The sequence below is a fragment of the Frigoribacterium sp. ACAM 257 genome (assembly GCF_007954365.1).
Taxonomy (GTDB): domain Bacteria; phylum Actinomycetota; class Actinomycetes; order Actinomycetales; family Microbacteriaceae; genus Frigoribacterium.
In genome coordinates this window covers 1-20,059 of sequence record NZ_VOLO01000002.1, presented here as the reverse complement: position 1 = coordinate 20,059, position 20,059 = coordinate 1, and the positions used below count along the sequence as shown (strand labels likewise).

Genomic DNA, 20,059 nt, shown 5'->3' with positions numbered 1-20,059 from the left:
CGGCTCAGCCCTGGGGAGGAGGCGGGCGCGGCCGGGTGCGCCGGGCGCACTGTGGCAAAGTGGTCGGTCATGGACACCGTCGCCTCCGCCCTCCAGCGACTGGACCACCTGGCCGCCACGCCCCGCATCGCGAGGCTCGCCGCCGCCTTCTCCGCGGCCGGCCACGAGCTCGCCCTCGTCGGCGGCCCCGTCCGCGACGCGTTCCTCGACCGGCGGGTCAACGACCTCGACTTCACGACCGACGCCTCCCCCGACGAGATCCTCGAGATCGTCGTGCCGCTGGCCGAGGCGCACTGGGACGTCGGTCGCCAGTTCGGCACCATCGCGGCCCGCGTCGACGGCGAGGTCGTCGAGATCACGACCTACCGCAGCGACGTCTACGACGGCGAGACGCGCAAGCCCGTCGTCGAGTTCGGGGACACCCTCGAGGGCGACCTGGTCCGCCGCGACTTCACCGTCAACGCCATGGCGCTGCGGCTGCCCGAGCAGGTGCTCGTCGACCCCTCGGGCGGCGTGGAGGACCTGCTGGCCGGCCGCCTCGCGACGCCCGGCAGCGCCGTCGACTCGTTCCGGGACGATCCGCTCCGCATGATGCGCGCCGCCCGCTTCGTCGCGCAGCTCGGCTTCTCCGTCTCGGACGAGGTGCGCGAGGCGATCTCGGCCCGCGCCTCCACCCTCTCGATCGTCTCGGTCGAGCGCGTCGCCGACGAGCTCTCGAAGCTGCTCCGCACCGACACGCCCCGAGACGGCATCCGGCTGATGGTCGACACCGGCCTCGCCGACCACGTCCTGCCCGAGCTCGCGGCGATGCGCCTCGAGATCGACGAGCACCACCACCACAAGGACGTCTACGAGCACAGCCTCACGGTGCTCGACCAGGCCATCGGCTACGAGCGCGAGCGGCACCCCGGCGAGGCGCCCGACCTCACCCTCCGGCTCGCCGCGCTGCTGCACGACTGCGGCAAGCCCGACACCCGCAGGCTCGAGCCGGGCGGGGTGGTGACGTTCCACCACCACGACGTCGTCGGGTCGAAGCTGGCCCGCAGGCGGCTCAGGGCCCTGCGGTTCGACAACGACACGACCAAGGCCGTGTCACGGCTGATCGAGCTGCACCTCCGCTTCTTCGGGTACACGGAGGGCGCCTGGACCGACTCGGCCGTGCGTCGGTACGTCCGCGACGCCGGCGACGAGCTCGAGCGCCTGCACATGCTGACCCGCGCCGACGTGACGACGCGGAACAAGCGGAAGGCGGACCGGCTCGGCTTCGCCTACGACGACCTCGAGGCCCGCATCGCCGACCTGCGCGAGCGGGAGGCGCTCGACTCGCTCCGCCCCGACCTCGACGGCGACGACATCCAGCGCGTGCTCGGCATCTCCCCCGGCCGCGAGGTGGGCGAGGCGTACCGGTTCCTGCTCGAGCTGCGCACCGAGGAGGGGCCCCTCGGCAGCGAGGTCGCGACCGACCGGCTGCTGGCCTGGTGGGCGGCGCGCGCCTCCTAGGCCGTACTGTCGGGTCGTGCGCACCCGACCCAGCTCCGTCACGATCGCCGCCGCCGTCTGCGTCGTCGTGGTCGCCGGCTCCGCCGCGGGCATCGCCGCGTTCGGCGCCTCCCACTCGTCCGAGAGCAGGACGGCGTCTCCCGGCCGCGACGGACGGAAGACCGTCACCGTGCGGCTGTGGGACGAGGGAGTCGCGGCGGGCTACGAGAAGTCGTTCGCGACCTTCGAGCGGGACAACCCGACGATCGACGTGGACGTCGAGGTGGTCCCGTACTCGGGGTACTTCGCCGACCTCGACTCGGACGTCGACGCCGGCACCGCCCCCGACGTCTACTGGCTGAACAGCGCCGCCTACGCCGACCAGGCCGAGGCGGGCGACCTGCTCGACGTCGACCAGGTGCTCGGCGCCTCGGCGCACCGCGCCTGGAGCCCCGACGTCACCGAGCAGTACACGCTCGACGGGCACCTCTGGGGCGTGCCCCAGCTCAGCGACGGCGGCGTCGCCCTCTACTACAACGCCGACCTGCTGGCCGCGGCGGGCGTCGACCCCGCGGCGCTCGACGACCTCACCTGGGCACCGGGCGGCGGCGAGGGCGACACCCTGCTGCCCGTGCTCGAGCAGCTCACCCGCGACGGCCAGGGCCGCAGCGCCGCCGATCCCGCCTTCGACGGCACCCCCGTGCAGTACGGCTACAACGCGGGCGAGGACCTGCAGGCGATCTGGCTCGACTACCTCGGGTCGAACGGGGCGAGCCTCGAGGACGCGACGGGCACCTCCTTCGAGCTGGACACGCCGGAGGCGCAGGCCGCGTTCCGGTACGTGGTCGACCTGGTGCAGCAGCACCGGGTCGCTCCCCCGGCGTCGCTCACCAACGCCGACCCGGACTACAGCCGCGACCAGTTCACGTCGGGCCACATGGCGCTGTTCCAGTCGGGGCTGTACAGCCTGGCGCCGGTCGCGGCCGCCTCCGACTTCAGCTGGGGCGTCGCGCGCATGCCCGCCGGGCCGGAAGGGCGCGTCAGCGTGTCGAACGGCATCGTCGCGGCCGGCAACGCCCACACGTCGCACCTCGACGCGACGGCACGGGTGCTCGCCTGGCTCGGCTCGACCGACGGGTCTCGCTACATCGGCGCGGACGGAGCGGCCGTGCCCGCCGTGCTCGGCGCCCAGGCCGCGTACTACGAGCACTGGTCCGAGCAGGGCGTCGACGTCGCGCCGTTCTTCGACGTGGTGGCCTCGGGACGCTCGATCCCCGCGCCGACCGGCATCTGGGGCGACGCCGAGCCGGTCGTCGACCCGGTGCTCGACGAGATGTTCCTCGGCACGACGACGGTCGAGGAGGCGCTGGCCAGGGCGCAGGAGGCGGCGACCGCCACGCTCGAGGACGACCAGGACGCGGGCGGGCGCGGGACTCCCCGCTGACCGGGGTCGTCTCGGTCGGTGCTCGTCGCCAGTCGTCGCCGGCCGGGCACTGTGCTGGCCCGGCATTGTGCGGGGCCGGGTGACCGGCTACGCTGGGAAGGTTGCGTCTGCCCCCGGGCGGGCGCGACGTCATGAACACCCTCCTGCTGCAGAACGTCTGTAGCCGCGAAGTCCGAAGGAGGTGGGTTAGTCATGCACCAGTACGAACTGATGGTCATCCTGGACCCCGAGATCGATGAGCGCACCGTCGCCCCGAGCTTGGACAAGTTCCTCAACGTCATCCGCAACGACGGCGGCACGATCGACAACGTCGACATCTGGGGTCGTCGTCGTCTCGCCTACGAGATCAAGAAGAAGACCGAGGGCATCTACGCCGTCGTCAACATGACGGCGAACTCGGCCGCCACGGTCGAGCTCGACCGTCAGCTGGGTCTCTCCGAGGCCGTGCTCCGCACCAAGGTGCTGCGCGCCGAGGAGGCCATCGCGATGGTCGCCGAGGCCAAGAAGCTCTCGGACGAGAAGGCTGCCCGCAAGGCCGCCAAGGCTCCCGCCGCTGCTCCGGCCGCCGCTGCTGCACCGGCTGCCGCCGGTTCCGCGACGCCTGCCGGCTCCGCGACGCCTGCCGCTCCCGCTGCGCCCGCCGCACCGAAGGCTGCCGAGTAGCCGATGGCTGGCGAGACCGTCATCACAGTGGTGGGCAACCTCACCAGTGACCCCGAGCTGCGCTACACGCAGAACGGGCTCGCGGTCGCGAACTTCACCATCGCGTCGACCCCCCGCACGTTGGACCGCGCGTCCAACGAGTGGAAGGACGGCGAGGCGCTCTTCCTCCGTGCCAGCGTCTGGCGCGAGTTCGCCGAGCACGTGGCGTCGTCGCTGACGAAGGGCTCGCGCGTCATCGTGCAGGGCCGTCTGAAGCAGCGCAGCTACGAGACGAAAGAGGGCGAGAAGCGAACCAGCTTCGAGCTCGACGTCGACGAGATCGGCCCCTCGCTCCGCTACGCGACCGCCCAGGTCACGCGCGCGGCCTCGTCCCGCGAGGGCGGCGGTGGCGGTGGCTCCTTCGGGGGCAACCGCGGCGGCGGCCAGCAGGGCCAGGTCGGCGGCGCCCAGCAGTCCGAGCCGTGGGGCCAGTCCGCACCGGCTCAGGGCGGCGGCCAGCAGGGCGGCGGTTCTCAGGGCGGCGACGTCTGGAACACCCCCGGCGGCGGCGGCACCTACAACGACGAGACGCCTTTCTAGGCCTCGTCGCACCTCACTTCTTCTTCATCTGAACTCGAAAGCAGAAAAACAATGGCTGGAAAGAGCAGCGGCGACCGCCGCAAGCCCCTCCGCGGCAAGGGCGGCAAGAACGCCGCTCCCGCGAAGGCGATCCGCGTCGGCGTCATCGACTACAAGGACGTCGCGACCCTCCGCAAGTTCATCTCGGAGCGTGGAAAGATCCGCGCCCGTCGCATCACCGGCGTCTCCGTCCAGGAGCAGCGCCTCATCGCCCGTGCCGTGAAGAACGCCCGCGAGATGGCGCTCCTCCCCTACGCCGGCTCCGGCCGCTGATCAGCGGCGAACGGAAGAGAGAGCAACCATGTCCAAAGTGATCCTCACGCACGAGGTCTCCGGCCTCGGCTCGGCCGGTGACGTCGTCGACGTCAAGAACGGCTACGCCCGCAACTACCTCGTCCCCCAGGGCTTCGCCGTGGCGTGGTCGCGTGGCGGCGAGAAGCAGGTCGAGCAGATCCGCACCGCCCGCGCCACCCGCGAGCTCAAGACCATCGAGGAGGCGCACGACCTCAAGGCCCGCCTCGAGGCCCAGAAGATCCGCCTCACGGTCAAGACCGGTGCCGACGGTCGTCTGTTCGGCTCCGTCCGTCCCGGCGACGTCGCGGACGCGGTCAACGCCCAGGGCGTCGCGACCATCGACAAGCGCAAGGTCGAGATCCCCACGGCGATCAAGCTCGTGGGCGACCACGAGGCGACCCTGCGCCTGCGCGAGGACGTCGTCGCCACGATCACCCTCACGGTGGTCAGCGCGAAGTAGTCCTGCGCTGCGCCAGCAGCACCGCAGCAGAGCAGAGCGGCGGCCCCCACGGGGGTCGCCGCTCTTCTGCGTCCCCTGGTGCCGCGTTCCGGACAGGATGCACCCGCGTGCCGCGTCATCTTGTCCGGAACGCTGCATGGAGGGTACGACGTGGGGCCAGTGGGGTGCAGGAGGCGGCGAACAGCCCCCGAACAGGGGGTTACGTCAAGCTGAACGCGACCTGCGCTCGTACCGGGCACCGCGCCTCCTTGTCAACTTCTCTGTGCACAGCCAGAAGTCAAATCGGGACTCTCAACCCACGGTTCAAGGAACTTTCTACACACAGGCTGCCGAGAATTAAAGCCCAGGTCAAAGGGCTGTAATTGGCGTGAAGTATCTTTTTGTCCACAGGACGATCCACAGTTGTCAACAAGCACCCCCGGCGTTTCTCACCGGTTCTCCCCAGAGTTATCCACAGGTGCATTTGCTGTGGAGAACTTGGTGTCCATAAGGTGTACCGCGCTCACCAGACGGGGGTCGCGGCGGCTCGGCACGGGGATGTCGGTCGCTCGCTGTAGAACCGTCCTGGACGACGTCCGTCGCCGTCCGGCACGCACCCGAACACCCTGCAGGAGGTCCCATGTCGATCGCTCACCTCGGTCTCGCGAGCGGCACGTCCGGCGACAGCGACCGGCAGCAGCGCAGCGACCGCAGCGGCATGGGCACCGGCATGGACCGGGTGCCCCCGCACGACCTGCTCGCCGAGCAGAGCACCCTCGGCGGCATGCTGCTGAGCAAAGACGCGGTGGCCGATGTCATCGAGACCGTCCGCGGCATGGACTTCTACGTGCCGAAGCACGAGGTCATCTACGACGCCGTCCTCGGCCTGTACTCGCACGGCGAGCCCACCGACGTCATCACGGTCAGCGACGAGCTGATGAAGTCGGGCGACCTGTCGAGGGCAGGAGGCGCGGAGTACCTGCACACGCTCACCGGCGTCGTGCCCACGGCCGCCAACGCCGGTTACTACGCCTCGATCGTCGCCGAGAAGGCGGTGCTGCGGCGCCTGGTCGAGGCCGGCACCCGCATCGTGCAGATGGGCTACGCGAGCGAGGGCGAGGTCGTCGACCTGGTCAACAACGCGCAGGCCGAGGTCTACAACGTCGCCGGGGGAGTCCAGACAGAGGACTACGTGCCCCTGAACGAGGCCGTGACGGTCGCGATCGACGAGATCGAGGCGGCCAAGGGCCGGGACGGGCAGATGACCGGCGTGCCCACCGGCTTCGCGCAGCTCGACGCGCTGACGAACGGGTTCCACCCCGGTCAGCTGATCATCGTGGCGGCGCGACCCGCGCTCGGAAAGTCGACGCTGGCGCTCGACCTCGCGCGGGCGGCATCGATCAAGCACGGCCAGGCCTCGGTCTTCTTCTCGCTCGAGATGGGGCGCAGCGAGATCGCGATGCGCCTGATGTCGGCCGAGTCGAGCGTGCCGCTGCAGAACATGCGCAAGGGGACCGTCGACGCCCGTGACTGGACGAACATCGCGCAGGTGCGCGGCCGCATCAACGACGCGCCCCTCTTCATCGACGACTCGCCCAACATGACGCTGGTCGAGATCCGCGCGAAGTGCCGCCGGCTCAAGCAGCAGCACAACCTCAAGCTCGTGGTGATCGACTACCTGCAGCTGATGACCTCGGGCAAGCGCGTCGAGAGCCGTCAGCAGGAGGTCTCGGAGTTCTCGCGTGCCCTGAAGCTGATGGCGAAAGAACTGCAGGTGCCCGTGATCGCGCTGTCGCAGCTGAACCGTGGCCCCGAGCAGCGTGCCGACAAGAAGCCCGCGATCAGCGACCTGCGTGAGTCCGGCTCGCTCGAGCAGGACGCCGACATGGTCATCCTGCTGCACCGCGAGTCCGCCTACGAGAAGGACAACCCGCGCCAAGGCGAGGCCGACTTCATCGTCGCCAAGCACCGCAACGGCCCGACGGACACGATCACCGTGGCCTTCCACGGCATGTTCTCGCGGTTCGTGGACATGCCGAGCTAGCAACTTGCTGTCGTCTGCGAACTATCTTGTCGAAATGCTGTCTAAGTTGTCGCTTTCGACGAAAGGCGACAATTTGACCTGCACTAGCAGGATGGGCATTCCGGTCTCGATACTGCCGTTCCGCGTCCGTGCGCTCCACTCGGAAACGGTTGCCAACACACGTCTATCCGGCTAGAGAAGCCAGCGCGGGGGGCTGCTGTCGCCTCCAGGGTGAGGTGCTATTCAGCAGCTTTCGCAGTCGCGTCAGGAGTTCCCTTCCTTCGCCCTCTTCGGGACCGCCCAGCTGCGGGTTGCAAATTTCCGACGTAGCCCGTTGTGCAGATTGGTAGCAACGGGTCACTCTATTTGGAGGCGGCCGGAAGTCCTGGCTGCGACCGAAAGGACCAAATAATGGTCACAAAATGGGTTCTTCTTCCCGTCCCGGCACAAGACGCCGATTCGATCGAACTCGATATCGCGGAGCGTCAACGGAAGCGTGGCGAACCCACTTCGCCGTCAGCTGGTGAACTGAGCGATGACGAGCTTGCTAGCGAAATGCTTCGTCGCACGACGTTCGGCGCGTTCATTCCGTGGCCTGAATCTGCGTTGGAGCGGCTCGCGGCAGCGACGACCGAGACCACCCGTCGGTGGTCCATCGTCATGACTCTTTGTGCCGAGAGTCCCGGGACGCTGTTCTCCACAACGGACATCTCCGAGCGCACGGAGCTCACGATCGGAGAATGGCGAACTGCGTGCCGCCACATCACTCCGCACCTGAGGAAGCACTACAAAGACGCTCCACTGTGGGGGCCCGGACTCTATGAAGGCTCGACCGAGTGGCCTCTTGTGACCATGTCCGGCCGGCAGCTCAAGCTGAGGCACGAGCTGCACGTTGGCATCACGGAAGAGCAGGCCAAACGATGGCGTGCGGTCCTGAACCGCACAACGCAGAACGTAGCCTGACCATGAAGCTAGGTGAGATGAAGGTCGAGACGCCGACACCACTTCGTGAGGTCGAAGACCGCAGCCTCTACGTCGGCAGCGAGAACCTGAGCCAGTGCTCATACCGCGGAACCCGAGAAGGCGACCCGTGGTACCCGGTTGAGGACGTGACGGTGATCAGGCACTGGACTAAGTCCGGTGGTATCGGATGGTGGTACTGCTCTGAACATTTGAGCCAGTGGACAGGTCGGTGGTGGCGGAACAGTGATCTTGCTCCCGCGCATTTGCTGCCAGAAATCAAGCACCGGTGTGAGCGAGGTGGCGCTCTCGGTTCCCAGTGCGGCGACGACGCGGCAGTGGCAATCAGTGGCATCTGGACGTGTGACCGGCATGCCGAGGCCGCACGCGTCCAGCGGCGGATCGACGATCTTTTGGCAGACGACGACACGCCGAGTGACTTATGAACGAGTTTCCATATCCTCCAAGCTGGGACCGAGCGGGCCTTGAGTCTGTGGGTTTTCGCGGCTTCGTTACATTCGACGATGTCCGGATTCCTCGACACCTCGAGCTGCCGAAGACGCACGGTATCTACGCCGTCGTGCGCCCAGGTTCCACCAAGCGGGCTTTCACGAGCACAAGCCTGGCGACAGGTAGGCCCTACGACGTTGAAACCTTGGTGGGCCGATGGGTAGAGAACAGCCCGATCCTTTACATCGGTAAAGCCGACCCAGCGAAGGGCGGCATACACAGTCGCGTCAAGCAATACGCACGCCGAGGAAGTAGCCACACCGGCGGACGCGCCATCTGGCAACTAGCGGACGCAAACGAACTTCTTGTGGGCTGGGCGCCCACCGGCGAAGAACTCGGCCGGACGGTAGAGCAGCGGTGGATAGCTCGGTTCGAGGAGACGTTTGGACGCAAGCCTTTCGCCAACGTTGCCTCATGACCCGAGGGACGGCACAAGTCCGTTCCGTTCCCTGGTCAGTGCTGAACACCCGAGCTGTCTGTTGGCTACCCGTCACGATCGGTTCTTCGGCAATCCCTGAAACACGCCTCACGATGCGTGCTCGCAGATCGGACTTGCGTGCGTGGGAGCCCATGACCGGGCCCGTCTCGCGGCGAGACGAGACGTCCCTAAGCCACATAAAGAACCGTATGTGCGCGGCGGCGGCTTTGTGTCCTCCATCCTTGTGCGAGGATCCGGGCAGGATGAGGGAGTGCCCATGGCTGAGCAGGTTCCGGCAGGTTGGTACCCGGATGCGGGGCGAGCGGGTCACGCGCGGTGGTGGGACGGAAACCAATGGACCGAGCACCGGTCAGCTACCAGCGAGCTCCAGCAGTCGGAACCCGCCCCGAAGAGTGACGAGGTCATCGTTGCAGCCGCCCCGTCGTCCTCGGGGAGCGCCCCTTCCGCAACCGCGCCTGCTGCACCCGCCGAAAGCGGCAACTTGAGCGCCGAACCGGTCGACACACAGGCCTCGAACGTCGCGACATTTACCCCGACACAAGTCGTGGGAAACCTCATTGAGCTTGATGCGCGGGGAGTACTGCTCTTTCGGAAGCTGGCCACGAGTAAACCGCACCTTGAATTGCCCATGAGCACCGTCAGTAGCGTCAGGGTGAACGACATGAACAATGTCGTCGACTTCGACCGTGTTGGCCAACCGCCGCTCGACAAAATATCCGCTACGTCTCAAACTGCTTTCGTTCGAACTTCCACGACGAGCAGAGAGGAATGGCTACGCATTCGCGAGGCGCTCGTAATGGCGGAACGACTTGCCGTCGAGAAGATCCCGGCACCGCCGGCCGCGCTGAGTGAGCCGAGGAAGAGACGAAAGGTCAAGAAACGGGTACCCGGTCAGGCCGAGGGTTGGCTCGGGGCCATAATCGGCGGATCCATGAGCGCCGCCATCGGTGCCTTTGCCGGCGGGCTGACCTACGCACTAATCGCTGGCGCCATCGGCGCCATCGGATTTGGCATCTACTTCTACGCAAAGGCTAAGAAGGAGGCAGGTGCTCGCGGCGTCGACGGAATCCACACGCTAGGTGGGGTCACCTTCTCCGGCAATCGAATCACGTACGCGGGTGCAAGCCAGCCGGTGGCTGGTACCCACGTGGAGGTGCTTACCTCAGGGCAGATCTCTCGACGGTTCGACTGGGGAAACACCATCACCGGCGCTGCGCTTCTCGGCCCTGTAGGAGCAGTAATTGGAGCGAGAGAGAAGAAGACCGACGACCGCGAGCTCTACCTCGTCATCACCGGAGCCGAACGGGTCTGGTCGGTCAAACTGAGCCCCAAGGACAGCGAACTAGCCCACAGCTTCGCCGCAGCCGTCAACACAGCCGCGCTCAAAGCGGCGAAGTAATCGCCAGACCGCGACGCGTGGACGCAACCGTCCTCTTACGTGAAGTGAAATTGGCGCCCCCGAACATGGGGTTTGCATGGTCCTCAGGACCTGACACTGTGGCCTGGGGGGGCGAATATGCGGGAAGCGTCACTAGGGCTGGGCTTTGTTCAAGTCCTTTCGATGATTGTCCTCGTCTGCATGATGGTGTGGTTTGCCCTGGCCGGAGCTGCAATCGCGTTCTTCCTGTGGGCTATCTATCACATCCTGACCACCAGAGGATCGACGGGTAGGCCCCTGAGGCAAGGTCGGGGTGGAGAGCCGACAAGCTGGCCATCCCTTGCTGCTGCCCTATCCGTCGTGATGGCTTGCGGCCTGTTCTTCCTCGGGCACGTCTCCTGGTTCGGAGTCCTGTTCGGAGCTTTGGGGACAGGGCTGTCGTTCCTGTCCCTCCGTACCGGGGGGCAAGCATCAAAAGCCACCGCTTACGCGATGGCAAGTGCATTGGTTGTCAGCGCTGTCGTTTGCTGCCTTACTCTCTTCGGCCTCCATGCGAACTCGAGTATCCGGCTCTACGGAGAAAACTATGGAGAGAACCAAGGTGAGATTGTCAACATCCAGCAACTGACCATTCTTCTGCCCTGTGTTGACGAGCTGGTGGCGCCAGCGCCAGCGGACCAGGGGCTCTTCCAAGTCGATACTTCGCGCTTCGTCGCGAGTGCGAGCTGCATGATCGTGGATGCGAAGGGAGCGCGGCCGGCTGTATTCGTCCAGGCCGCCAGTCCTGACGCCCTCGAGGTCGAGTTTGCCGCAGGAGTAATCGAGGTAGGAAAAATGAATGAGAATGACCTCTGGGTTGAGCGCGACGGTGCCGTCGCCGTCATCACGTCGGACGAAGTGTCAGGTGACCTGGCACAGGCCGTAGGCACTACATGGATTAGTTTGCATGACGAGGCAACCTCTGGATAGAGCCTTTATTGACGCGTGATCGTCATATGCGTTGCTCTTGGCGCGGTGACTGTCGTTTCGTGAGAACCGAAATCCTTGCAGCGCAGGAGGCAACTGAAGCGACAGCAGTCCCGGGATCATTGGCAAGAGTGCTGGTGATTTCCTCGGGTGATCTAAAAGCTGAACAATGCAACGTCGAGCCGACGGGCCTCGGCAACGGCCCCAGACGTGAATCCACGGTTTGACCAGATAGCCGGTTTTCCATGTCCCTGGGCAGCCCCGAAGATGCTCTGAACAACCGGCCGACCCACGGGGCTGGCAAGGTTCTTCACCTGTACCGCGTACCCCCCGCCCAGGACGTCAATGCCACGATCATTACTAGCTGCGGTGGCGCCGCCGCCGAGATGACTGGCGACCCACAGCTCCGCATATCGTGCCTCGGCTGTCCCCGGTCTCGGGCGACGCAATGACCCTCCGGCGCTACCTACGCCACTCATGGCGGCCGTCGGGTGTTTTGTAGCGAACTCCCGCGCGATTTCTTTGCGGGTCGCCGCGTCTCGAAGGTGTGGGTACTGCGTGCCAGCCTCTGGGTAAGTGCCATCTTTACCCAAGAGGGCTCGCCACTGGAGGGCGGTAGCAATCGCTTTAGAAGCGATGGAGCCGAGTTCGGCCAGGTAGAGCTTGGCGATCCTGAGCTGGCTGGGCGTGAAGTCGTTCTCGGGCGCCACGTGAAAATGTGCATCCCCAAATTCAGCTGCAATGTCGTTGAGCTCGCGTTGCATCTCTCGGTCGCGCCTTGCGGCTTCGCTAATCGCTGCCGCAGAGTCATGGATGTTGGGGTAACCTTCGCCAAATAGGAGGCCCAGTTCGACTGCCTTCTGGCGGTGTAGGGGCTCGATTTGCATACTTATCCAGTTCTGTGTGTGCTGACCCAGCGTAATGCGGTCCTATGGCATCAAGGGAGGCTTAGGTTTGCCAGCCGTCGGACCACTCCCTAAATACGGATATTGTGCCGGTGCCTGAGTCAACCGCAGGATCTCCGCTATGGGTTGAGATGCCCCTACGCCCAAAGAAGGCATTTCTATTTGCCTACGCCTTTGAGCCAGATGGCTTGTCGTCGTTCCGGGCGTTGATAAGGACAACGTCAGGTTCGTCCGTTAACCCCAGTTCTGCCACGATATTATCCACTCTCGCCTTCTCTTCCCGGGTGTAGTAGATGATCATGGTCACCGAATGTCGGGTGTTATTCGCTTTTCGATAGACGTCGACTTGGTTTTGTAGGTTCCGACGCAGGTGGGAATTTGATGCCAGCTTGATCTCGAGTAAGGCGCTGTCAGCTGACCCTCGGCTCACTTTAAAGTCGACCGGCCCGCGGCCGTTGTTCACCTCTGCGTTTACGTCAAATCGGCTTGCTTGCAAGGCAAGGAAGACCACCCGTTGAAGGTCCTTCTCTGCTGCAGCTTTGCCCCGAACATCGTTGAGAGTCCGGTAGCCTTCCTGGTCTTCTACCCACCGCTTGAAGACATTGACTCGGTACCGGACCTCTTCGAGACTCGGTGCCTTTGGCCTCGCGGCCATGTCCGGAAGGGACCAGAACTCCTCGAGTACTTTAGAGAGAGAGGACACGAACACAGCCCGCAGGTACTCGATCTCTTCGTCACTGACAGCGGCCGCACCATCGCCGTCGTTCTCGCGCAAGCGAATATAGATGTCCAGCAATGAAGGAAACATCGCGAGAGTCCGCTCTCGCGCGTTTCCAATTTGTTTTGGCGTTGGGTCTTTCGTGCCGGCGAGCTGTCGACGGAAGTACTGGTCTACTCGGGCGCGTTGCACGTCGTCATCTACGCCTTCAACGATCTGCGGATACCGCTTCACCATGTCGCCATGATTGATCCAGACGTCATCGTGAATCAGCATGTCTACCGGGGTGAGGAGCACGTAATCACCCTGGAATACGGGCAGGTACCTCGGTTCGTCTACCCAAGTCTGCGTGTCGTAATTGAAACGAACCCTACGAACACCGACCGTCGCGCAGAAAGCGGGATCGATGTGTTCTTTCGCGAACCTTTCGGTGTAATCCACCAAATAGTGCTTGATCAGGTTCGTGGTGAAGTCACTGATGTTGTCTTTGCCCACGCGTGGGCGGATAAGGGCCACCTTTTCCAGGTGACTACTTTTTGTCCCAGTTTCCTCGCCGAAGTTACTGAGCGCGCGCCCAAGGGCTTCTCGCATCGCCTTAGCGAAGTCGAGCCCGAGGCCACGCCCTTCGTTACCGAGTTCGCAGTAGCCGAACCAGTTTTGCTTGACTTCTTGGAACCGGAACAAATCCTTGACCGTTCCGGAGGGAAGGTCATCGCCAGCGATTGTTTTAAGGAACCGGAGGTACCGGAGGACATCTTCGTGTAACGCCTGGTACTCCGCTTTCTTGCTGTTGAACAGCAGGAAGGGGTCGACAAACAGGCGTACATCAGCAAGAAGGTTGATATCGAACGCGCCGTACTTGTCGAGCGCTGCACGGGGAATCCCGAACTGGTCAGAGAAGAAGATGCGAGGTGTGCTCACACATGCAGTCTGCCCCATCACCGCGACATGAGGTCGCCATTTGCAGGCGCGGTTCGAGTCGACGTCGCGCTTGATGCGATCTACGCATTGGCCGCTCGCGCCGCCTTGCCCTCCGCATCGATCGTCCTTGCAGCTGCTTGCAGCAGCTAGGGGGACCTCAGGTGGAGGGTCTAGCCGGAATGCCATCTTGGGCAGGCGCCCATAGCTCCGAGCCGAGAGCCGAGAGCCGAGAGCCGAATGGGCTGTTGGATCATATTGGTGACAAACAGAGCAGCAGCCAGGGTCCGCCAAGGGTGACAGAAAGGCTCTCATCCCATGCGCCGAGTGACACTGTGGACCGCAAACCACACCACCGATGACCCGCCTGACAGAACAAGAAGGCACCACGATGTCCTCACGCACCCTCGCCCCCGCCGGCTACCCCGCCATCGACTGGGCCACCCGCAACATGCCGCTCCTCGCGGACAGCATCAGCCGCGACGCCCCCGTCTTCGCAGGTCTGCACGTCGGCATCTGCATCCACATCGAGCCCAAGACTGCGGTGCTGTGCCGCTGGCTGCTCGACCAGGGCGCTCGGGTCACCCTCACCGGCAACGTCGGCACCACCGTCGCGGAGACGGCCGACGCACTCGGGGAGCTCGGCGTCACCGTCATCGGGCACCGCGCCGACGGCGCCGACGAGCACGACGGGAACCTCGACCGACTCCTCGCGGCAGAGCCCGACATCGTCATGGACAACGGCGGCGAGCTCATCGCCAAGCTGACCCGGGGCGCGCCCCGGTCGGCGAACTTCCTCGGCGCCACGGAGGAGACCACCACCGGGGGCATCGCCGTCCGCGCCCTCCCGGTCGCCCCCGACTTCCCCGTCGTCGTCATCAACGACAGCCAGCTGAAGCTCGTCGTCGAGAACGAACACGGCGTCGGGCAGAGCATCGTCCAGGGCTTCATGAACGCGACCAACTCCATGCTCCCGGGAGCCCGGGCGACCGTCGTCGGGTACGGTCCCTGCGGCAAGGGCGTCGCCGACACCCTCCGTGGTCTCGGCGCCGTCGTCAGCGTCGTCGACACCGATCCCTTCCGCGCCCTGGACGCCATCATGCGCGGCCACCTCGTCGGGTCGCTCCGCTCGGTCCTGCCCGGGACCGAGCTGCTCTTCCTCGCGACCGGCGCACGGGCCGTCATCGACGACGAGCACATCGAGTTCCTCAGGGACGGCGTCATCATCGCCGGCGTCGGCCACGAGGGCCTGGAGCTCGACCACGCGGCGCTCGCCGGCCGCACCGTGGACACCGTCGACCTCTCCGCCCCCGGCGGCGACCCCGACGCCCGTGTCCTGCACCGTCTCGTCGACGGTCGGGAGATCATCACGCTGCACGGCACTCGCATGATCAACCTCACCGCCGCCGGCGGGAACCCCATCCAGGCCATGGACCTCGGCCTGTCGCTGCAGGCACGCAGCCTCGCCGCCATCGCCCGGGGCGACGTGCCCTGGACGGGCGCCGGCGCGGTCCCCGACGACATCGACCGCAGCCTCGCCACCGCCCTGGTGGCCATGCTCGGCAGGGGCGGCGAGCGCTGACGAGCCACGGACGTCCGTCGGGGGAGCGGTAGCAGCCCTACGGCGCAGCCGACTCGACCGTCAGCCCGCGGATGACCGCCGTCACCGCGACGACCTGCGTCCGCACGCCGTCGGGATCGACGGCCGACTGGCCGACCGCGCCCACGTGGGCGGCGACGACGGCCTTCGCCAGCAGGGCCGGCTCGACGACGGGCTCGCGTCCGTGGACGGCGGCGAGGGCGACGAACCGCGCGCCCAGCTCCGCCGCGACGGCGCCGTCGTCGATCCTCATCAGGTCGGCGAAGACGGGGTCCGCAGCCGCCCGCGCGAGCAGCACCGACCGCAGCGAGAACCACTCCCTGCTGTCGGGCAGCGAGTCCAGGAGGTGGCCCACCGCCTCCTCGAGGGAGCCTCGCCGCCCCTCACCTGACGTCTGCGCCTCCAGGGCCGCCCACAGACGGTGCCAGACCCGGCCCGCCTGCTCCTCGTGCAGCGCGAGGTAGAGCTGGTCGACGCTGGTGAAGTTCGAGTAGAAGGCCCCGCGGGTGAAGCCCGCCCGCGCACACAGGGCCTCGACGCTCTGGCTGATCGTGCCGCTCGCCTCGAACAGGTCGGCCGCGGCCGCCAGGAGGCGACGCCGGGTGTCGGTCCGTCGCCGCACCGAGGGGGTTTCTCCGTCGTTCACGGGACGAGCCTATGCGCCCCGGCCCGCACCTCCTCCAGATTGGGTGCAGTCCGTATCGAGTACGGTTCGTATCGAGTACGGACCGCATCGAGAGGATCAGGGTGACGAAGAAGACGCAGGACGGATCACGCAGCGGACCGCACGGCAGGAGGTGGTGGCTGCCGACCGCAGCCGTGGCACTGGTCGGCGCGGTGGTCGCCTGGCTGAACCAGGCTCCGTGGTGGGGGTGGCTGCTCGTGGCCGCGACCGTCGCGGCGGCCGCGCTCCTGTCGCGGACGTGGCGGCGTCGACGGTGGTTCGTCCGCGGCGCAGCGTGGGTCGGGGTGGCTGCCCTCGTCGGCGGCGTGGCCCTGGCGGCAGGGCCGATCGTCGGGACCAGGACCCTGGACGGCCCCCACACGGATCCCGTGACGACCGCCCAGGGCGACGTGGTCGGCGTGCGCGACCCGAGCGGCCGCGTGGACGCCTTCGCGGGCATCCCCTACGCGGCCCCGCCGGTCGGCGACCTGAGGTGGGAGGCGCCGCGACCGGCGCCCGCACGATCCGAGACCCTCGTCGCCGACGACTTCGGCACCTCCGTGGTCCAGGCCGAGCCCAGCGTCGTCACCCGGGCCGCGACCCGCGTGCTCGACCTGCCGCTCGAGCAGACGCTGCTGGGCGGGTACGCGACCGACGAGGACAGCCTGCGGCTGAACGTCTGGAGACCGTCGGAGGCGCCTCCTTCGCCCCTGCCCGTGCTCGTCTACCTGCACGGCGGCGGGTTCGTCTCCGGCTCGGGCGCGCTGCCCGCCTACGACGGGACGGCCCTGGCGTCCACCGGTCGAGCCGTCGTCGTCACGATCAACTACCGGCTCGGGGTGTTCGGGTTCCTGGACAGCACGGCTTTGGCCGGCGACCAACTCGGCGGCGGCACCCCCGGCAACCAGGGGCTGCTCGATCAGCTCGCCGCCCTGGAGTGGGTGCACGACAACATCGGCGAGTTCGGCGGGGACCCGGGGCGGGTCACCGTCGCGGGGGAGTCGGCGGGCTCGGGCGCCGCGTGCATCCTGGGCGTCTCGCCCCTGGCCAGGGGCCTCGTCCACGGTCTCATCGGCGAGAGCGGCGGGTGCCTGGGCAGTGCGGGAGACCGCGACGGGGGCGATCTCTACGACGACGCCGAGCACGCGCGCGAGGCCGCCCGCGGCCTGAGCGACGCGCTCGGCGGCGCCACGCTTGCGGAGATGAGGGACATGCCGGCGGAGCGAATCGCGAAGGCATCAGCGGCCGCGGACCTCACGACGCACTGGTGGCCCGTCGTCGGCGACGCCGTGCTGCCCGACACCCCGTCGGCGATCTACGAGGCCGGGCAGCAGAACGACGTCCCCCTGCTGCTCGGCAGCAACGCCGACGAGACGTCCCTCGACCTGATCGGCGGGGTCGACTCGGACCCGGCGACCTGGGCTCGGGAGGCCCGCGAGGAGTACGGGGACGACGCCGACGAATTCCTCGGGCTGTACCCGGGAGGGGACGAGGAGGAGGTGGTCGCGTCGCGGATCCGGTCCGGCACCGACCAGTCCATGACCGCCCCGATGCGGAAGTGGGGGCTGACGGCTGCCAGGTCCGGCACGTCGCCGGTGTACCCCTACTACTTCACGCGAGTTCCTCCGGACCCGGACCTCGACCGCTTCGGCGCGTACCACGGCTCCGAGGTGATGTACGCGTACGGCAACCTCGGCGCCGACGGGGACATCGACTACACGACCGTCGACCGTCGCCTCGAGTCGGAGATGACGGGGTACTGGCTCGACTTCGTCACGCGGGGCGATCCGAACGGAGCCGACCGTGGACGGTGGCCTAGCCTGCAGGAGGCGCCCGACAGCGTCCTCGAGCTCGGTGACGTCACCTCCGTCACGGCGCGCCCGTCGGCGGAGGCGGTCGACTTCTGGCTGCGCCGCCAACGACCGTGATGACCGCGACCGCGTCGACCGCTGATCCGTGACCCGGGACGGTCAGGCGGGCTTCAAGGCCGAGACGACGACGACGATGTCGGAGCCGTAGCGCTCGTCAGCTTCACGCTGCAGCGTTCCGTCATCGAACACGACGGTGACGTCCAGACGCAGCGCAACCGGAAAGTGTCGACAGGATGACGATCGCCATCGCCGCCGACGTGACCTTGATCCTCATGAACCGATCATGGTGCCTCGGACCGCGCGCCCGGACGACGGAGCTCGAACGGTCCCCCAGCGACGGTCGTCCTCGCGGACGCGATCGCCACCTCCTCGGGTCCGAGTGAGGCGCGGGGACATCTGGCATCCTCAGACCATGAGCGACGAGACAGACCCGCCGAGACCTCGCCCCGTCGAGGTCCGTGAGGTCGTCGAGCCCCCGTCGCCGTGGCTGCCCGTCAAGGACGTCGTGGTCAACCTGCTGCTGGTCTTCGGGGGCAGCGTCTTGTTCTGGTTCGTCGTCGACCGCCTCGACGCACCGATGTGGGTCGCCTTCGTCGCCCTCACGGTCGTCTGGGTGGCGGGGACCGTGGTCGTGCGCCTGTTCCGACGGCGTTCGGCAGCGTCCGCCGACGCGTGACCTACGGCTGATCGCCCCTGAGGGGAGGAGGTGCGATCACGGCCGCGGGGACGGTGTCGCGACACAGCGGCCGACCGTCGACGACCTGGTCGTGGTCGGCTTCGTACCGGCACTCGCTGCAGGTCGTCGGAGCGTCGTCCGCCGACCCGGCGTGCTCCTCCCACGGGTGCTCGCAGTCGGAACACGACGTCGTGCGCAGGCGCTGACGCAGGGCGCGCTCGCCGCGGCGCGTCGTGTCGTTCACGAATCGAGTATCGCCCCTCGTGACACTGCGCGGGCACCGGTTCCGGTCGGGTGCTTGCACCACCGGGGAGACTAGGAGAGTCGCGGGAGGAGCGAACATGGCCAGGACGACGTGGGCGGAGGTGCCCCGCGCCGTGCGCCGTGCACTCGAGGAGGCGCTGGGCAGCGAGGTCGAGGAGGCGGTGAGCCAGTCGGCGGGGTTCTCCTCCGGCAGCGCCGATCGGCTGGTGCTCGCGGACGGCCACAGGGTCTTCGCGAAGTCGGCCAGCCGATCGCGGAACGCGGGTACCCACGAGCTGCACCGGCGGGAGGCGGGGGTCGTCCGGGAGCTGCCCGCGTCGGTGTCGGCGCCCCGACTGGTCGCGGAGGTCGAGCAGGACGACTGGGTCGTCGCGGCGTTCGAGGACGTCGACGGCCGTCATCCGGGGCCGGACGACACGACGCTCGTGCTCGATGCGCTCGCCGCTCTGCCCCGCGTCGACGGTGTCTCGGCACTGCCGCGCCTCACGGACGAGCTCACGCCCGACGCCGCGAGCTGGGACCGCCTGAGCGCGGCCGGAGCGGTGGGGGAGCTCGATCCCTGGACCGTCACGCACCTCGATCGGCTGCGCGATGCCTCCCTGCGGCTCCCTGAGGCGGCCGACGGTGACCACCTGGTGCATCTCGACTGCCGTGCCGACAACCTCCTCGTCGACGCTGGCTCACGCGTGTGGCTGGTCGACTGGCCGTGGGCCTCGGTCGGTGCGTCGTGGTTCGACTCGGTGACGTACCTGCTCGATGTGCTCGTACGCGACCCGAGCAGCGACGTCGAGGGGCACCTCCTGCACGACTCCCTGCGGGAGGTGCCGCCGGAGGCGGTCGACGCGGTCCTCGCCGGCCTCGCCGGTTCGTGGACGGAGGCGCTGCAGACGCCCGCGCCGGCGGACATGCCGACCCTCCGGGAGTTCCAACGGCGAGAGGCCGCGGCCGCCCTGGGCTGGCTGAGGCGGCGCTGGGCCTGAGGCCCGCCCGGGCGCACGGAAAAACCCCATCCCGCTCACGAAGCGGGATGGGGTTCCACCGGGATGCCGGCCCTACGAGGTACGGCGCAGCACCGGCGCGGTCGACACCGTGCGGGAGAGAGTTACTCGGTGGCGACGGTGATCTTCGCGACGCCGACGAGCATCTCGTCCTGGACGGCGTCGGTGTTGAAGGTCTGGTTCAGCAGGGCGGCGGCGTCGGGGCTGATGTGGACGGTGGTGCCCTCGAGGA

The 20,059-nt window shown here is 67.1% G+C and carries 18 protein-coding genes and 2 pseudogenes; 16 read left to right on the top strand and 4 right to left on the bottom strand.

Annotated elements, in window-relative coordinates; genetic code table 11:
- Window positions 1–69 precede the first annotated feature (69 nt).
- The 12 genes and pseudogenes from ES689_RS06400 (at window position 70) to ES689_RS06350 (ending at window position 11,216) form a co-directional block, all read left to right on the top strand.
- Window positions 70–1,500, top strand: coding sequence for a CCA tRNA nucleotidyltransferase (locus ES689_RS06400; protein ID WP_146902050.1), 1,431 nt, complete (start codon window positions 70–72; stop codon window positions 1,498–1,500).
- 16 nt (window positions 1,501–1,516) lie between these two features.
- A complete protein-coding gene (locus tag ES689_RS06395; RefSeq protein WP_146902047.1) occupies window positions 1,517–2,923 on the top strand; it encodes a sugar ABC transporter substrate-binding protein in 1,407 nt (468 codons plus the stop codon).
- A gap of 192 nt (window positions 2,924–3,115) precedes the next feature.
- A pseudogene (gene rpsF / locus ES689_RS06390) lies at window positions 3,116–3,478 on the top strand (30S ribosomal protein S6); the annotation flags it as partial.
- Window positions 3,479–3,589: 111 nt separating this feature from the next.
- Complete coding sequence (locus ES689_RS06385; protein ID WP_146902041.1) at window positions 3,590–4,165, top strand: single-stranded DNA-binding protein; 576 nt, start codon at window positions 3,590–3,592, stop codon at window positions 4,163–4,165.
- A 51-nt stretch (window positions 4,166–4,216) separates the two neighbouring features.
- Window positions 4,217–4,477 carry a 30S ribosomal protein S18 gene (gene rpsR, locus ES689_RS06380; protein ID WP_055964231.1) on the top strand — a complete coding sequence of 87 codons (261 nt, stop codon included), beginning with the start codon at window positions 4,217–4,219 and terminating at the stop codon, window positions 4,475–4,477.
- Window positions 4,478–4,505: 28 nt separating this feature from the next.
- Entirely contained in the window at window positions 4,506–4,958 is a 453-nt protein-coding gene (rplI, locus tag ES689_RS06375) for a 50S ribosomal protein L9 (RefSeq protein ID WP_146902038.1), read from the top strand.
- 619 nt (window positions 4,959–5,577) lie between these two features.
- Entirely contained in the window at window positions 5,578–6,981 is a 1,404-nt protein-coding gene (gene dnaB / locus ES689_RS06370) for a replicative DNA helicase (RefSeq protein WP_146902035.1), read from the top strand.
- A 390-nt stretch (window positions 6,982–7,371) separates the two neighbouring features.
- Window positions 7,372–7,923 carry a hypothetical protein gene (locus ES689_RS06365; RefSeq protein ID WP_146902032.1) on the top strand — a complete coding sequence of 184 codons (552 nt, stop codon included), beginning with the start codon at window positions 7,372–7,374 and terminating at the stop codon, window positions 7,921–7,923.
- A gap of 2 nt (window positions 7,924–7,925) precedes the next feature.
- Entirely contained in the window at window positions 7,926–8,366 is a 441-nt protein-coding gene (locus ES689_RS06360; RefSeq protein ID WP_146902029.1) for a hypothetical protein, read from the top strand.
- 759 nt (window positions 8,367–9,125) lie between these two features.
- Window positions 9,126–9,215, top strand: a pseudogene (locus ES689_RS16105) (DUF2510 domain-containing protein); the annotation flags it as partial.
- A 282-nt stretch (window positions 9,216–9,497) separates the two neighbouring features.
- Window positions 9,498–10,268 carry a hypothetical protein gene (locus ES689_RS06355; RefSeq protein ID WP_223269521.1) on the top strand — a complete coding sequence of 257 codons (771 nt, stop codon included), beginning with the start codon at window positions 9,498–9,500 and terminating at the stop codon, window positions 10,266–10,268.
- A gap of 162 nt (window positions 10,269–10,430) precedes the next feature.
- The gene (locus tag ES689_RS06350; protein WP_146902023.1) at window positions 10,431–11,216 is read left to right on the top strand and encodes a hypothetical protein; all 786 of its coding nucleotides are present in this window, start codon (window positions 10,431–10,433) and stop codon (window positions 11,214–11,216) included.
- 152 nt (window positions 11,217–11,368) lie between these two features.
- On the opposite strand, the gene ES689_RS06345 is transcribed toward ES689_RS06350, so the two are convergent.
- Together ES689_RS06345 and ES689_RS06340 are read right to left on the bottom strand one after the other, a co-directional pair.
- Window positions 11,369–12,100 (bottom strand): restriction endonuclease, encoded by a 732-nt coding sequence (locus tag ES689_RS06345; protein WP_146902020.1) that lies wholly within the window; start codon window positions 12,098–12,100, stop codon window positions 11,369–11,371.
- Window positions 12,101–12,284: 184 nt separating this feature from the next.
- Window positions 12,285–13,757 carry a hypothetical protein gene (locus tag ES689_RS06340; protein ID WP_146902017.1) on the bottom strand — a complete coding sequence of 491 codons (1,473 nt, stop codon included), beginning with the start codon at window positions 13,755–13,757 and terminating at the stop codon, window positions 12,285–12,287.
- 388 nt (window positions 13,758–14,145) lie between these two features.
- Between ES689_RS06340 and ES689_RS06335 the strand changes: the two genes are divergently transcribed.
- Complete coding sequence (locus ES689_RS06335) at window positions 14,146–15,336, top strand: adenosylhomocysteinase (protein WP_146902014.1); 1,191 nt, start codon at window positions 14,146–14,148, stop codon at window positions 15,334–15,336.
- A 37-nt stretch (window positions 15,337–15,373) separates the two neighbouring features.
- Here the strand turns inward: ES689_RS06335 and ES689_RS06330 are convergent, their stop codons facing one another.
- A complete protein-coding gene (locus ES689_RS06330; RefSeq protein WP_146902011.1) occupies window positions 15,374–16,000 on the bottom strand; it encodes a TetR/AcrR family transcriptional regulator in 627 nt (208 codons plus the stop codon).
- Window positions 16,001–16,101: 101 nt separating this feature from the next.
- Here ES689_RS06330 and ES689_RS06325 point away from each other — a divergent pair, with 101 nt between their 5' ends.
- Both ES689_RS06325 and ES689_RS06320 read left to right on the top strand, forming a co-directional pair.
- On the top strand, window positions 16,102–17,946 hold the full coding sequence (locus ES689_RS06325) for a carboxylesterase/lipase family protein (RefSeq protein WP_223269448.1): 1,845 nt from the start codon (window positions 16,102–16,104) through the stop codon (window positions 17,944–17,946).
- Between the two features lie 355 nt (window positions 17,947–18,301).
- Window positions 18,302–18,565: a hypothetical protein gene (locus ES689_RS06320; RefSeq protein ID WP_146902005.1), complete on the top strand. Its 264-nt coding sequence runs from the start codon at window positions 18,302–18,304 to the stop codon at window positions 18,563–18,565.
- Between the two features lies 1 nt (window position 18,566).
- On the opposite strand, the gene ES689_RS06315 is transcribed toward ES689_RS06320, so the two are convergent.
- Entirely contained in the window at window positions 18,567–18,809 is a 243-nt protein-coding gene (locus tag ES689_RS06315) for a hypothetical protein (RefSeq protein WP_146902002.1), read from the bottom strand.
- Window positions 18,810–18,906: 97 nt separating this feature from the next.
- On the opposite strand from ES689_RS06315, the gene ES689_RS06310 reads away from it, so the two are divergent.
- Window positions 18,907–19,809 carry a phosphotransferase gene (locus ES689_RS06310; RefSeq protein WP_146902000.1) on the top strand — a complete coding sequence of 301 codons (903 nt, stop codon included), beginning with the start codon at window positions 18,907–18,909 and terminating at the stop codon, window positions 19,807–19,809.
- Window positions 19,810–20,059 lie beyond the last annotated feature (250 nt).